General features: G+C 58.6%; 13 protein-coding genes. 8 read left to right on the plus strand and 5 right to left on the minus strand.

All coding sequences use genetic code 11. From position 1 onward, the window contains the following. The first annotated feature begins 288 nt into the window (after positions 1-288). The 5 genes from sppA (at position 289) to QML71_RS13540 (ending at position 4556) form a co-directional block, all read left to right on the plus strand. Positions 289-1215: a signal peptide peptidase SppA gene (gene sppA / locus QML71_RS13520; RefSeq protein ID WP_282012455.1), complete on the plus strand. Its 927-nt coding sequence runs from the start codon at positions 289-291 to the stop codon at positions 1213-1215. 243 nt (positions 1216-1458) lie between these two features. Beyond that, positions 1459-1770 carry an integration host factor subunit beta gene (locus QML71_RS13525; protein ID WP_282012456.1) on the plus strand — a complete coding sequence of 104 codons (312 nt, stop codon included), beginning with the start codon at positions 1459-1461 and terminating at the stop codon, positions 1768-1770. A 167-nt stretch (positions 1771-1937) separates the two neighbouring features. Next, the gene (gene aroC / locus QML71_RS13530; RefSeq protein ID WP_282012457.1) at positions 1938-3005 is read left to right on the plus strand and encodes a chorismate synthase; all 1068 of its coding nucleotides are present in this window, start codon (positions 1938-1940) and stop codon (positions 3003-3005) included. 231 nt (positions 3006-3236) lie between these two features. After that, a complete protein-coding gene (locus tag QML71_RS13535) occupies positions 3237-4043 on the plus strand; it encodes a nitrilase-related carbon-nitrogen hydrolase (RefSeq protein WP_282012458.1) in 807 nt (268 codons plus the stop codon). 87 nt (positions 4044-4130) lie between these two features. Then, positions 4131-4556 carry an Lcl C-terminal domain-containing protein gene (locus QML71_RS13540; RefSeq protein ID WP_282012459.1) on the plus strand — a complete coding sequence of 142 codons (426 nt, stop codon included), beginning with the start codon at positions 4131-4133 and terminating at the stop codon, positions 4554-4556. Between the two features lie 444 nt (positions 4557-5000). Here the strand turns inward: QML71_RS13540 and QML71_RS13545 are convergent, their stop codons facing one another. The 3 genes from QML71_RS13545 to QML71_RS13555 all read right to left on the minus strand — a co-directional run bounded on the left by QML71_RS13545 (position 5001) and on the right by QML71_RS13555 (position 7588). Next, positions 5001-5630: a hypothetical protein gene (locus QML71_RS13545; RefSeq protein WP_282012460.1), complete on the minus strand. Its 630-nt coding sequence runs from the start codon at positions 5628-5630 to the stop codon at positions 5001-5003. 126 nt (positions 5631-5756) lie between these two features. Continuing rightward, positions 5757-6998 carry a cation:proton antiporter gene (locus QML71_RS13550; RefSeq protein WP_282012461.1) on the minus strand — a complete coding sequence of 414 codons (1242 nt, stop codon included), beginning with the start codon at positions 6996-6998 and terminating at the stop codon, positions 5757-5759. A 29-nt stretch (positions 6999-7027) separates the two neighbouring features. Continuing rightward, complete coding sequence (locus QML71_RS13555; RefSeq protein WP_282012462.1) at positions 7028-7588, minus strand: hypothetical protein; 561 nt, start codon at positions 7586-7588, stop codon at positions 7028-7030. A 559-nt stretch (positions 7589-8147) separates the two neighbouring features. On the opposite strand from QML71_RS13555, the gene QML71_RS13560 reads away from it, so the two are divergent. Further along, the gene (locus QML71_RS13560) at positions 8148-8585 is read left to right on the plus strand and encodes a hypothetical protein (protein ID WP_282012463.1); all 438 of its coding nucleotides are present in this window, start codon (positions 8148-8150) and stop codon (positions 8583-8585) included. Between the two features lie 314 nt (positions 8586-8899). On the opposite strand, the gene QML71_RS13565 is transcribed toward QML71_RS13560, so the two are convergent. Both QML71_RS13565 and QML71_RS13570 read right to left on the minus strand, forming a co-directional pair. Beyond that, the gene (locus QML71_RS13565; RefSeq protein ID WP_282012464.1) at positions 8900-9460 is read right to left on the minus strand and encodes a hypothetical protein; all 561 of its coding nucleotides are present in this window, start codon (positions 9458-9460) and stop codon (positions 8900-8902) included. Between the two features lie 211 nt (positions 9461-9671). After that, positions 9672-9917 carry a YHS domain-containing protein gene (locus QML71_RS13570; protein WP_282012465.1) on the minus strand — a complete coding sequence of 82 codons (246 nt, stop codon included), beginning with the start codon at positions 9915-9917 and terminating at the stop codon, positions 9672-9674. A 427-nt stretch (positions 9918-10344) separates the two neighbouring features. On the opposite strand from QML71_RS13570, the gene QML71_RS13575 reads away from it, so the two are divergent. Together QML71_RS13575 and fumC are read left to right on the plus strand one after the other, a co-directional pair. Next, complete coding sequence (locus tag QML71_RS13575; protein WP_282012466.1) at positions 10345-11361, plus strand: RNA polymerase factor sigma-32; 1017 nt, start codon at positions 10345-10347, stop codon at positions 11359-11361. A 75-nt stretch (positions 11362-11436) separates the two neighbouring features. Further along, entirely contained in the window at positions 11437-12825 is a 1389-nt protein-coding gene (fumC, locus tag QML71_RS13580; protein ID WP_282012467.1) for a class II fumarate hydratase, read from the plus strand. Positions 12826-12846: the final 21 nt, after the last annotated feature.

Consider the following 12846-nt stretch of genomic DNA (forward strand, 5'->3'; position numbering starts at 1 on the left):
GGAGCTTTCGGTTTTTATAAAGGAAGATTCCATCCCCCTCATCCTGGCCTTCTCCCGCGAGGGGAGAAGGGACCGGGGTGCAACCCGAAAGTAACGGGTTGTGCTGGAATGCGCCGGGCACTGCTCGTTTGCCCACCGGGCATCATCAGCCGGCTTGGCGCAGGCCACACCTGCCCCCTCTCCCTTGACGGGAGCACTCACGGAGTGACGGGCTGGGGTGAGGGTGACCTTCCTTTGCTATTAAAAAAAAGATGAAGCCCCGATCCTTATTTCTAAGGAAGACAAATTATGACGACCCCCACGACCCCCCCGCCCGCCGCACCCGCCAACAGTTCGAAAGGCAGTTTCAAAAAAGGCCTGGGCTGGTTCGTGGTGATCCTGCTGGCCCTGTTTGCAGGCTCGGCTTTGATGGGGCGTTTTTTCGGCAACGGCGAGTTCGACGGCCGTGAAAAGATCGCGCTGGTCGAGGTGACCGGCGTCATCATGGACTCCGGCGACATCGTGCGCCAGTTGTCGCAATACCGCCGCGATGACGAGATCAAGGCCATCGTGCTGCGCGTCGATTCCCCCGGCGGCGGTGTGGCGCCGTCGCAGGAAATTTATGAAGAAGTGCTGCGCATCCGCGCCGGCAACAAAAAAATATACACCTCGATGGGCTCCATGGCCGCGTCCGGCGGCTATTACATCGCCTGCCCCACCGACCGCATCTTCGCCAACCCCGGCACGCTGACCGGCAGCATCGGCGTCATCATGGCGTTTTCCAACGCAAGCGAACTGATCGGCAAAATCGGCATCAAACCGGAAGTCATCAAGAGCGGCAAGTACAAGGACATCGGCTCGCCCACGCGCGCCATGACCAAAGCCGAACGCAAACACATGCAGAAGGTGTCCGACGACGTGCACGATCAATTCATCACCGCCGTTTCCGAAGGACGCGGACTGGCCATGAAGGCAGCGCGCAAATTGTCGGATGGACGCGTGTTCACCGGACGTCAGGCCATGAACTATAAACTGGTGGACGACCTGGGTGGGCTGGAAGAAACCATTCAGCAACTCGCACAGGCGATTGGAATCCAGGGCCGCCCCCGGATCGTCGTCGAAAAACCGGAATCCAGCCTGCTGGAAATGCTGATGGGAGCCCGCATGACGGAAAGCCTCGAAACCTCCCTGTGGCCCACACAACTGCCGCGCCTGCTCTACCTCTGGCTTCCATAGACCCTTAAATTCAACCACTTAACGTGCGTCCGCCGCCCTCCCCGGCGGGTACAGGCAAGCTCCCATTTTTTAGAAAATCCGATATCAGTCCATTTTTTGACGAATGCGCCGCGTCGTCCCCGGCACGCTTCCCCGGCTTTTCAAAAATTTGCCGGGGTGTCCGTAAAGCCTTCAAAACTCTTGACTTCGTTGGGCTTAGTGATATACTTCCCACAAAAATCAATCTTTCAGGGGGAGATTTGAATGACCAAGGCGGAGTTGGTTGAAAAAGTTTCGGCACAAATCAATTTGACGAAAAAGCAAACTGAGGTTGTCGTAAACACGGTTTTTCAAAGCATCACCGAGTCTTTGGCGGAGGGTAAAAAAGTAGAGCTGAGGGGCTTTGGCAGCTTTCGGGTAAGAAGCCGTAACGCACGCATCGGCAGAAATCCGAAGTCGGGAGACCGTGTGGACGTTCCGGCAAAACGCGTTCCGTTTTTCAAAGCGGGCAAGGAGTTGCGGGAGTTGGTGGACGAGCACGAGCTTGGCAACGACAACTCCCAAGGCCACGCGTAACGCTCTGATTTTAAACCGCCCCCCTCCCCGGCAACGTACCGTTGAATTGATTGACATGCAGCAGGGTTTGCCCTGCTTTTTTTGTGTACGACGCCCACGTCCCCGGTCCGCTGGCACCCCTGCCTGCGTGCTGAACCCGTATTCATTCACCCGGAAACCACCGCACCATGCCCGGTAATACCTTTGGACAACTGTTTAGAATTTCCACGTGGGGCGAGTCTCACGGTGAGTCCATCGGTGTGGTCATCGATGGCTGTCCGGCAGGGTTGGCGATCAAACCGGAAGACATTCAAAAAGAACTGGACCGCCGCCGCACAGGACAGAGCAAAGTCACCACCACGCGCAAGGAACCGGACCAGATCCGCATCCTCTCCGGCGTGTTCCAGGGCAAGACCACCGGCAGCCCCATCGCCATGATGGTGGAAAACGCCGACGCCGACTCCTCCAAATACGAACTCATCAAACATCTGTACCGGCCCGGTCACGCCGATTTCACCTACGACATGAAATACGGCTTCCGCGACTACCGGGGCGGCGGCCGCTCCAGCGCACGCGAAACGGTCGGGCGCGTCGCCGCCGGAGCCATCGCCAAAAAGCTGCTGGCGCGGCACAAGATCAAGGTGTTCGCTTACACCCGGCAGATCGGCGACCTGGTGGCGCAGAATTTCAACTATAAGGAAATTGAAAAGAATATCGTTCGCTGCCCGGATAAAAAGGTCGCGGCAGAGATGGTCGAGGCCATCCTGCAGGCGCGCAAGGACGGCGACTCGCTGGGCGGCGTCATCGAAGTGATCGCGCAGGGCGTGCCCGCGGGACTCGGCGAGCCGGTGTTCGACCGGTTGGACGCGGACCTGGCCAAGGGACTCATGTGCCTGCCCGCCGTCAAGGGTGTGGAAGTCGGCCTCGGCTTCGAAGCGGCGCGGCTGCGCGGCTCCGAAGCCAACGACGTGTTCATCGCCAAAGACGGCAAGATCACCACCAAGACCAACCACGCCGGTGGCGTGCTGGGCGGCATCTCCAACGGCAACGACATCGTGCTGCGCATGGTGGTCAAGCCGACGTCGTCGATCAATCGCGAGCAGGACACGGTGACGCAAAAAGGCAAAAAAGCCAAGATCCGCGTTGAAGGCCGCCACGATCCCTGTGTCGCGCCGCGCGCGGTGCCGATGGCGGAAGCGATGGTGGCGCTGGTGCTCATCGACCACCTACTGCGCCAGGCGCAGGCGAAGCTATAAAAAATCAAACGTCACGTTCGCGGGAACTACCTTATCCCTTCTCCCCGGGTGGGAGAAGGCCAGGATGAGGGGGGAGTCGTGGAATTTCCTTTTTTCACCCTCACCCCAGCCCGTCACTCCGTGAGTGCTCCCGTCAAGGGAGAGGGGGACATTGCGAATGAAGCCAACAAGCCCGGTTACAAAACAGCACAGGCCCCTTGCCCGCCGCATTCCATCTGATACACTGAACTCATGAAACATCCACTTAAAGTCGGATTCCTGCAAACCTTGCCGGTATTCGGCGACATCGAAAGCAATCTGAAACAGGTCGAGTTGCGCCTGAAAACCATGAACGCCGACCTCGTCGTCCTGCCGGAACTGTTCACCACCGGCTACCAGTTCCGCAACCAGGCGGAAGCGCGGGACCTGGCGGAACCGATTCCCGACGGACCCACCACGCAGGCGCTGGTCCAGTTCTCCCGCCAGTTCAACATGCACATCGTGGCGGGCTTGGCTGAAAAAGACGGCGATATCCTGTACAACTCCGCCGTGCTCACCGGGCCGGAAGGCTACATCGGCAAGTACCGCAAGGCACACATCTTCGACACCGAAAAAAAGATTTTTGCGGCGGGCAACCTGCCGCTGCCGGTGTTCGACATCGGCAAGGCGCGGGTCGGCATCATGATCTGTTTCGACTGGCGGTTTCCGGAAACGGCGCGCACGCTGGCGCTCAAGGGAGCGGACCTCATCGCCCATCCCGCCAACCTGGTGCTCCTGACCTGCCCGCAATCGATGATCACACGCTGCCTCGAAAACCGCGTGTTCGCGGTGACCGCAGACCGCGTCGGCGTCGAGCAACGCATCGAGGACGAAACCCTTCGGTTCATCGGGCAGAGCCAGGTGGTGGACCCGGACGGACGCGTTATTGTGCGGGCTTCGGAAGACGGCGAGGAGGACCACGTGGTGGAGATCGACCTTGCCGACGCGCGCAACAAGAGCATCAATCCGTACAACGACCTGATCGCCGACCGCCGTGAGGACCTTTACAAAATCCTGTGATTTCTGCTATACAGGGATGAATTCTGACACCGAAACGCAGTCCGGACCGCCTTGCGGGCCCGGTTTTTTATTTGCACAGGGAGACTCATGGAAAAGCCCAAATCCCGCTTCATCAAAGGCGACAACGGCACCATCTACGACTCAATGACCAGCCTCACCTGGAAGGCCAACGACTCGTACCTGGATCTGGAAAAAGAAGTGTCCTGGGACGAAGCCCAGGAATACGTGAAGCAGACCAACGCCGAAAAGTTCGGCGGCCACACCGACTGGCGTCTGCCCAGCGCTCAGGAAGCGGTGTCGTTGTACGACGAAGAAAAGCTGAACAAGGATTTCAAGAGCGGCGACATTCACCTCGATTCCATCTTCCCGCCGGGCGGCGGCAACACCACATGGACCAGCGAGGAACGCGGCAAGGAATCGCAAATCCTGTTCTACGTCAACGGCTGCCCGTACTGGTACGACCAGAACGACAAGACCATCTCCCACGCCGTCCGCCTGGTGCGACGCGGGTAAGCCCCACCATTTGCGGTTCTTCAAAAATGATTCCCTCTCCCTGGATGGGAGAGGGTTGGGGTGAGGGTGCCTCATGACTCTCGCCTCTTTGCCCTCGTTCAAAAAACAAAAACATAGATTTATTGTTGCCGACGTTGCTTAGTTCGTCTGTCATTCTGAGCGTAGCGAAAAATCTCTGTTTTACTTTTTAAGAGACCAGAGAAGGGGGAGCCGGTCTGCCTCCTGAACAATCCTCGTTCGTCTGTGAAGCACCACCCCGCAGAAATGGGTAAGCCGTGTCATTCTGAGGGACGGGAGCGACGCAGAATCTGTATTTTGCTTTCAGGGAATTGGGAACCGACTTTAATTTAGATTGGGCTGGAAGACCCTCGTTCGCCCACGCCATAACACCCTGCCGCGCGCCCACGCAGTGGGCTCACCGGGGACACGACCCGTTTTCCCTCCTCACAGAGGAGCGGTGAGATCGTAAGCCCGTTCGTCGCCGGAGAGGGCGGGTTTTTCGATGCCGGAAATGAAGTTTTTCAGGCGGTGGACGTTGTCCATATCGGGATAGGGTTCGCCGCGCACCTGGCAGAGGATGGACTCGAACAGCTTCTGGTAATAGGACCGGTAGCTCTTGGTCAAGAGCGGGGCGTAGCTGTTTTCGATGACCTGATCGTAATAGCGGTCGAGCACGGCCTGAAACAGGGTCTGCAACGCGGCGGAATACAGTTTGAAATACGCCGTCTTCTGCTCGAACTCCACAAACGGCACGTTCTGCCAGGAATCCTTGAAGTACACGTAGATCAACTGCCGCTCCGTCTCCAGCCATTTCTTCTGGAAATACTCCTCCCACATCACCCGGTTGCGGGTGTGCCCCATCAGGATGCGGCGCAGGGCGCATTTCTGCGCGTAATGGCCGCTGGCAGCGCACACCTCGCCCAGCGTGTCGAAAAACTCACGGCGCACGTCGTCGTAAAACTCCGGATTCTCCTGGAGAGCGCGGGCAAACGGGTACTGAAGGGATAAGGCCCTGCTGCTGGCGTACTGGTGAAACAAGCGGGCGCTGTACGCCATGACGGTATCGAAATCCATAGTTCCTTGGGGGAAGACTGCAAACTCACTGGCTCTTTATTCAATGGTAACGACTGAAACCGGACCGGTAAACACAATTTGAATCGCGTTTGAAAATAAATTTTTCACTGTTTGATTTTTAAAGGCTTATGGTTTTAAGCTGGAGCGCACCAGCTTGCCGATGGTCAGCCCCTGCACCAGCACCGAGAACACGACAACGACATAGGTCATCATCAGGATGACGTCGCGCTCGGGCGACGCCGGCAAGGACAGGGCCAGGGCGACGGAGATGCCGCCGCGCAGCCCGCCCCAGGTGAGGATGCGGATGGTTTTGGGAGGGAACTCGCGGCGGAATTTGAGCAGGTAAACGGGAACGGACACTCCCGTAAACCGGGCCAGAAGAACCAGCGGAATGGCCAGCACCCCGGCCAGCAGGCTGGAACCGTCGAACACCAGGATCATCACCTCCAATCCCAGCAGCACAAACAGCACCGCGTTCAGGATTTCGTCGATCAACTCCCAGAACGTGTCCACGTGCTCGGTGGTGGTTGCGGACATGGCAAAGGTGCGGCCGTGGTTGCCGATGAGCAGGCCCGCGGCCACGGCGGCGATGGGTGCGGAAACGTGGATGGCTTCCGCCGCGGCGTATCCGGCGATCACCAACGCCACGGTGATCAACACCTCGACCTGGTAATTGTCCACCGTCTTCAGCAACCGGTACGCGATGTAGCCGGTGCCCAGGCCGAACAAGGCGCCGCCCACCGCCTCTTCCAGAAACAGCAGGGCGATGGCCCCGAACGTCGGCTCGCGCGCGCCGGTGGCGATGCCCGCAATCACCAGAAACACCACCACCGCCACCCCGTCGTTGAACAGCGACTCCCCGGTGATCTTCGTTTCCAGTTCCTTCGGCGCATTCGCGGATTTCAGGATCGACAACACGGCGATGGGGTCGGTCGGCGAAATCAACGCGCCGAACACCAGGCAATAGATCAACGGCAGGTTGAGTCCCAGAACCCCGGCCACGCCATAGGTGAAACCGCCGACCAGAAACGTGGACACCATGATGCCCACCGTCGCCAGCAGGGTGATGATCCATTTCTGTTTGGCGAGGTCCGCCAGGTCGATGTGCAACGCCCCGGCGAACAACAGCGCCCCCAGCATGCCGTGCAGCAACAGGCTTTCGAAATCGACGCCTTCCAGAATGACACGCGCCGTCTTTTCCAACGCCGGAATGTGCGCCAGCTCCCCCACCGCAACCAGCAACAGCGAAAACATCAGGGCAATGGCCATGAGGCCGATGTTGGGCGGCATCTTCAGAAAGCGGTGGTTGAGATACGCGAACGTCGCGGTCAGAAACAACAGGATGGCGATGATGTCGAAGGTGGCCATGAGACTCGCAGGACGGGGTGGACAGGAATTTATTTCATCAACTTCGGGTTGGGCAGTTCGAGACCGAACGCCGGTACCTTAACATCCTGAACCGTAAACCGGCGATACAAAGTTTGAAACTCCGGCGTACCGAGCCTGGGATCGAGAAATTGTTGCAGTTGCGGGAGCGTGATGGGCTGCAACGAGTTCTCGGCGAACAGGGAGGTGCCGAGACCGATCCAGTGGTCGTGCACGAATTTCTGATGCACCAGATGCCGCACGCCACCAAAGTGATACAGCGCCTGCTGAAGCGCATGACGGGCGATGTATGCCGGCACGCAGCGGCCGATGGCGACGACTTTCGACGGATTCCGCGCCGCCGGATACGGCCACAGGGCCACGCGGGTGAAGCCCATCCGCGCCATTTCCTTGCGAATGACGGGGAACTCGGGCTCCAGCCGTTTCGCCAGCCAGGCCTCGATCTTCACCGGCTGCTCCTCCACCGAAGGACACGGCGCCTCGTCCGCCGCCGCGTTGACCGCGGTCAACGCGAGCAGGCCCAGTGTCATAATAGCGGTAGCGAATTTACCCTCAATCGATCTGATATTCATGCCGCCCTGAAAAATTCACATTCCGTATCCTCATCCTCCCCTCCTTTCCAAGGAGGGGATTGAGGGGAGGTAATGAAGCTTCTTTCCTCGTAAATAATCAAACCCAAAAGCAACCCCACCCCGCCCGTCACTCTGTGAGTGTCTCTTGGTAAGGAGAGCTTTGCATAACTGAAAAAAGGAAAAGTAAGGAAAAGTCATGAACCCCCCTCATCCTGGCCTTCTCCCACCAGGGGAGAAGGAACCTTAAACACCTCCCTCTCCCTGGATGGGAGCACTCACAGAGTGGCGGGCTGGAGTGAGGGCGAACGATGATCTTTCCTTTGTTCGGGCACCACCAAAATTTTCAATCTGCCTATTTATACAAAGCTCTCCAAGGGGAGGGACTATTTAAATCCTCCCGCCTGTCACTCCTGAGTGCCCCTTGAGAAGGGGAGGGAGAAAGAACATCCCCATTGTTCCCCACCCGGCCCGCAAAACCAAGCGCACTTCTCATGCAGGCCAAACCGAACGCCAACACGGCGCGGGTAACCTGTCCTCGACTCAAAAAGGAGAATACGGTATGAAAAAGATTCAAGCCTTGACGCAATTCGTCACCCGCAACCTGAACATGCAACTTTTGATCGCGCTGTCGCAAAGCCCGGAATCCTCCAGCCGTTCGCAATCGCCGTATGCACTCGGCTATATTTTCGGCTTCGTTTCCGGCGGATTCGACTCCTTCCAGCTCAGGCAGAAGGGGGACCAGTTCGACGTGCTGATCGACGTCTATGAACACGTGTTCGAGATGGAAGGGGCGGATTACCTGAACCAATCGCTGCACCTGAATTGGAACGATGCCTTCCGGCAGGGCAACCAGTGCGGCTGGGAAGAAATGAAGCGCCTGCTGCACCGCAAGGAGTCGGCCATTGGCCTGGTGCGGTACCTGATCCACGGCGAGGTCACCACCGCCATGAATCCGGACATGTCCGCGCACAATGCCGCCCTGGCCTACGCAGGCTGAGGCGGTGCGTTTTTCCGAGAAGTCTCTTTTAAATGACCAAAGGACTTCATAGTTCCTTCTTCCTCCTCTCCTTCTCAAGGAGGGGATACAGGGGAGGTTACTGACGACCTTTCCTTCGCCTGCGCTCAGGATGACCCGGTTGGCAGCGAGCAGCCGCCCGTTTCCCCTCCTCGTAGAGGAGCGCGCCCACCGGCCATCGCAGGGACCACCAGGCAATAGCCATCTGCCTCGGACGCAGTCCGCGCCCACCGGCCATCGCAGCGACCACCGAGCAGTAGCCATTTTGCCTCGGACGCAGTCCGCGCCAGGCGCGGTCAGTCCACTTTTTTGACGTTTTCTTTGCGTTGACCGAGGAAGGGCACCGTGTCGTCCTGAATCGAAAACTTCTGGTACAGGGCGTGGAACTCGTCATCGCCCAGATCCGGGTTCAACAATTGCTCCACCTGTTCCGGCGTGACTGTCTGCTGCGACGGTTCGTCGAAGATGGTGGTGGCGATGCCGATCCAGTGTGAATGCAGGAACGCCTGGTTGACCAGGCTCTCGATGCCTTCCGTGTACTTGAGGCTGGTGTTCAGCACATGGCGCGCGATGTACGCCGGTACGCAGCGTCCCACCGCCACCACCTTGGCGGTCTTGCCCATGGGGAACGGACGGATGCGGGCCTCGGTGTGGCCGATTTCCACAAACTCCTTAATGATTTGGCGCTTTTCACGCGTGTGCTCACGGTTGATATAACCTTCGATCTTGACCTTTTTGGTCTCGACCGGCTCGCAAGGTTTCTGCTCCTCCTCTGCCGCCCCTACGGGCTGCACCAGACACACCAGCAAACTCCCCACCAGAGCCCAACGACCCGTAGTTTTCCATAATTTCAACACGTTGAACCCTTTCCACAAAAACGGTTTATTACCCGGGACGGGGCGTTCGTTTCCCCGCTCCGGGTGTGTTACAATGAATGCACGACGGAATTGAGCTTCCTTTGAAATCAATAAGTTACCTGCTTTGTTGCCAGATCAAAGGCACGCGCGTTCTTTGCCGTGTCATTCGGGGTGAAGGAGCCCGGCACTCACCGGTGCGGGAGGTCCCTCGTCACGAAGCCGGTTGCTGTTTGTTCCGGTACTCGTCGGCACATTTTTCACTGCAGAAGAAATGCTCGTTGCCCTCAATGGTTTTGCATATGGCTTCGGGTTTGGGAACATACATGCGGCAGTTGGGGTCCTTCACCATTTCCGTTGCATCCGGATTCTCCCCGCGTTTCGGAGACGGGGCGAAGGCCCAGCGGAACAGAAAATAAAAGATCAGAATTACCAGCGCGATCAGTGCAAGACGTGTCATGCCTGCATTGTACTTTTATTGAGCCGGGTATTCAACGGCGGGCAAGGCCCGCAGCAAAATGGCTACTGCCCGGTGATCGCTGCGATGGCCGGTGGGCGCGGACTGCGTCCGAGGCAGATGGCCGGGCATGGCCCGCAGCAAAATGGCTACTGCCCGGTGATCGCTGCGATGGCCGGTGGGCGCGGACTGCGTCCGAGGCAGATGGCCGGGCATGGCCCGGTGCAAACGGGTTATTGCCCGGTAGTCCCGGCGTTGGTTTTCAGGGCGCACTCCTCTACGAGGAGGGGAAACGGGCTATTGCCCGGTAGTCCCGGCGATGGTTTTTAGGGCGCGCTCCTCTACGCGGAGGGGAAACGGACTATTGCCCGGACGGAATGGTTTAGATTGGCGCGAAGGTGACACAGAAATCGGATAACAGGGTTAATTCATGAACGACGATTGGAAACAGACAGAAGACGACGGCGAGGAGCGGGACGAGGACCTGCACGATCTCGGGGATGCCGATTCGCCCCCTCTGGAACCGGATGTCGTGGATGATGAGGACGCGGGCGAGGACGAGCGCCATCTGCCGATGGTCAGCGGCTCCAGCGCGCTGGCGCCGCTCGATCCCCTGGCCGCCTACCTGCAGGAAATCCGTCAGTACAGTGAATTGAGCCCGGAAGAAGAGCATGAGTTGGCCCTCAAGTACCAGGAAACCGGCGACGTGAAGGCGGCCTACAAACTGATCACCCACAACCTGATGCTGGTGGTGAAGATCGCGTTGACCTTCCGCCGCGAATGGCAGCACACCATGGACCTGGTGCAGGAAGGCAATGTCGGCCTCATGAAAGCCGTGCAGAATTTCGATCCCTTTCGCGGCGTCCGTCTGCCCGCTTACGCCAGCTGGTGGATCAAAGCGTACATCCTGAAATTCATCCTCGACAACTGGCGGCTGGTGAAAGTCGGCACCACCAACTCCCGCCGCAAGCTGCTTTACAACCTGCGCAAAACCAAGGAAAAACTGATTGCGGAAGGCGTCGATCCCTCACCCAAACTGCTGGCCGAACACTTCGGCGTGGACGAGCAGGACGTGATCGATGTCGAAGCCAGTCTGGGCGCCGCCGACGTGTCCATGGAAACGCCGTCGCAGCCGGACAGCACGCTGACGCCGATGAAGACCCTCGCCGATAGCAACAGCACACCTGCCGAGGAGCTGGAGGTCGAGCAGTTCCACCGCCTGATCCGCGAAAAGGTGGAGCAGATGCTGGACGAGCTGAAACCCATCGAGCAGGAACTGATCGCCACCCGCATCCTGGCCGAGGACCCGGTCTCGCTGAAGGAGATCGGCGAGCACTTCGGCATCACCCGGGAAGCCGTGCGCCAGGCGGAGCAACGTTTATTGAAAAAACTCAAGTTGTACCTCGCCGAACAACTGCCCGAAGTCGAAAACTATTTCAATAATTGACCCGTCCGCAAAAATACGTTAATTAAAACCACTCACTCTACGAAACACTCCATTCACGCCAGGGGAGGCCACAACATGGAATACCGGAAAGAAACCGACAGCATGGGCGCCATCGACGTTCCGGCGGATCGGTATTACGGTGCGCAGACGGCACGTTCGCTCATTCATTTCGACATCGGCTGGGAAACCATGCCGCGCGAGATCATCCGGGGCATGGGCATCCTCAAAAAAGCCGCCGCCCAGGTGAACACCGAGGTCGGCGTCCTCCCCGCGGACAAGCTGGCCCTCATCGCCCAGGCCGCCGATGAAGTGATCGAAGGCAAGCTGGATGCGCACTTTCCCCTGCGCGTTTGGCAGACCGGCAGCGGCACACAGAGCAACATGAACAGCAACGAAGTCATCGCCAACCGCGCCATCGAGATGGCCGGCGGCACGCTGGGCAGCAAGGACCCCATCCACCCCAACGACGACGTCAACAAGGGCCAGTCGTCCAACGACACCTTCCCCACCGCCATGCACATCGCCGCCGTCGAGCAGATTCACGAACGCCTCATCCCCGCCATCACCGGTCTCCGCGACGCGCTCCAGGCGAAGGCGAAAGAGTTTGACAGCATCATCAAGATCGGCCGCACGCACTTGATGGACGCCACGCCCTTGACACTGGGGCAGGAGTTTTCCGGCTACGTGCAGCAGATGGACAACGCCGTAAAACGCATCGAGGGCTGCCTACCGCGCCTGTACGAAATCGCGCTCGGCGGCACGGCGGTGGGAACAGGACTCAACACACACAAGGATTTTCCCGTTAAGGTAGCGAAGGCCATTGCGGACCTCACCGGCCTGCCCTTCGTCACCGCGCCCAACAAGTTCGAATCCCTGGCCGCGCACGACGCCGTGGTCGAGGCCAGCGGGGTGATGAAAACCATCGCTTGCGGCCTGATGAAAATCGCCAACGACATCCGCATGCTGGGCTCCGGTCCGCGCTGCGGTTTTGGCGAACTCATCCTCCCCGCCAACGAACCGGGGTCGTCCATCATGCCGGGCAAGGTCAACCCGACGCAGTCGGAGGCCATGACCATGGTGGCGGCGCAGGTGATCGGCAACGATACGGCGGTGAACGTGGGCGGCGCCAACGGCCATTTCGAACTGAATGTGTTCAAGCCGATGATGATTTATAATCTGTTGCAGTCGATCCGCCTGATCGCCGACTCCTGCCGGTCGTTCACCGAGCATTGCGTGGTGGGCATCCAGCCGAATCACGACCGCATCCAGCACTTTTTGTCGGATTCGCTGATGCTGGTGACGGCGCTCAACCCGCATATCGGCTACGACAACGCCGCCAAGGTGGCGAAAAAAGCCTACGAGGAAAACACCTCTTTGAAGGAGGCGGCGGTGGCTCTGAAATTGTTGTCCGCCGAAGAGTTCGACGATAAAGTACAACCGGGAAACATGATCGGTCCGAAGTGATATAATAAAAACAAGGGGACT

The sequence above is a fragment of the Nitrospina watsonii genome (assembly GCF_946900835.1).
In the GTDB taxonomy this organism is placed as follows: Bacteria; Nitrospinota; Nitrospinia; order Nitrospinales; family Nitrospinaceae; genus Nitrospina; species Nitrospina watsonii.

Excerpts from the sequence above, each read along its gene's own strand:
- sppA (WP_282012455.1), top strand. The coding sequence starts at position 289 with ATGACGACCCCCACGACCCCCCCGCCCGCCGCACCCGCCAACAGTTCG.
- QML71_RS13525 (WP_282012456.1), top strand. The coding sequence starts at position 1,459 with ATGACCAAGGCGGAGTTGGTTGAAAAAGTTTCGGCACAAATCAATTTG.
- aroC (WP_282012457.1), top strand. The coding sequence starts at position 1,938 with ATGCCCGGTAATACCTTTGGACAACTGTTTAGAATTTCCACGTGGGGC.
- QML71_RS13535 (WP_282012458.1), top strand. The coding sequence starts at position 3,237 with ATGAAACATCCACTTAAAGTCGGATTCCTGCAAACCTTGCCGGTATTC.
- QML71_RS13540 (WP_282012459.1), top strand. The coding sequence starts at position 4,131 with ATGGAAAAGCCCAAATCCCGCTTCATCAAAGGCGACAACGGCACCATC.
- QML71_RS13545 (WP_282012460.1), bottom strand. The coding sequence starts at position 5,630 with ATGGATTTCGATACCGTCATGGCGTACAGCGCCCGCTTGTTTCACCAG.
- QML71_RS13550 (WP_282012461.1), bottom strand. The coding sequence starts at position 6,998 with ATGGCCACCTTCGACATCATCGCCATCCTGTTGTTTCTGACCGCGACG.
- QML71_RS13555 (WP_282012462.1), bottom strand. The coding sequence starts at position 7,588 with ATGAATATCAGATCGATTGAGGGTAAATTCGCTACCGCTATTATGACA.
- QML71_RS13560 (WP_282012463.1), top strand. The coding sequence starts at position 8,148 with ATGAAAAAGATTCAAGCCTTGACGCAATTCGTCACCCGCAACCTGAAC.
- QML71_RS13570 (WP_282012465.1), bottom strand. The coding sequence starts at position 9,917 with ATGACACGTCTTGCACTGATCGCGCTGGTAATTCTGATCTTTTATTTT.
- QML71_RS13575 (WP_282012466.1), top strand. The coding sequence starts at position 10,345 with ATGAACGACGATTGGAAACAGACAGAAGACGACGGCGAGGAGCGGGAC.
- fumC (WP_282012467.1), top strand. The coding sequence starts at position 11,437 with ATGGAATACCGGAAAGAAACCGACAGCATGGGCGCCATCGACGTTCCG.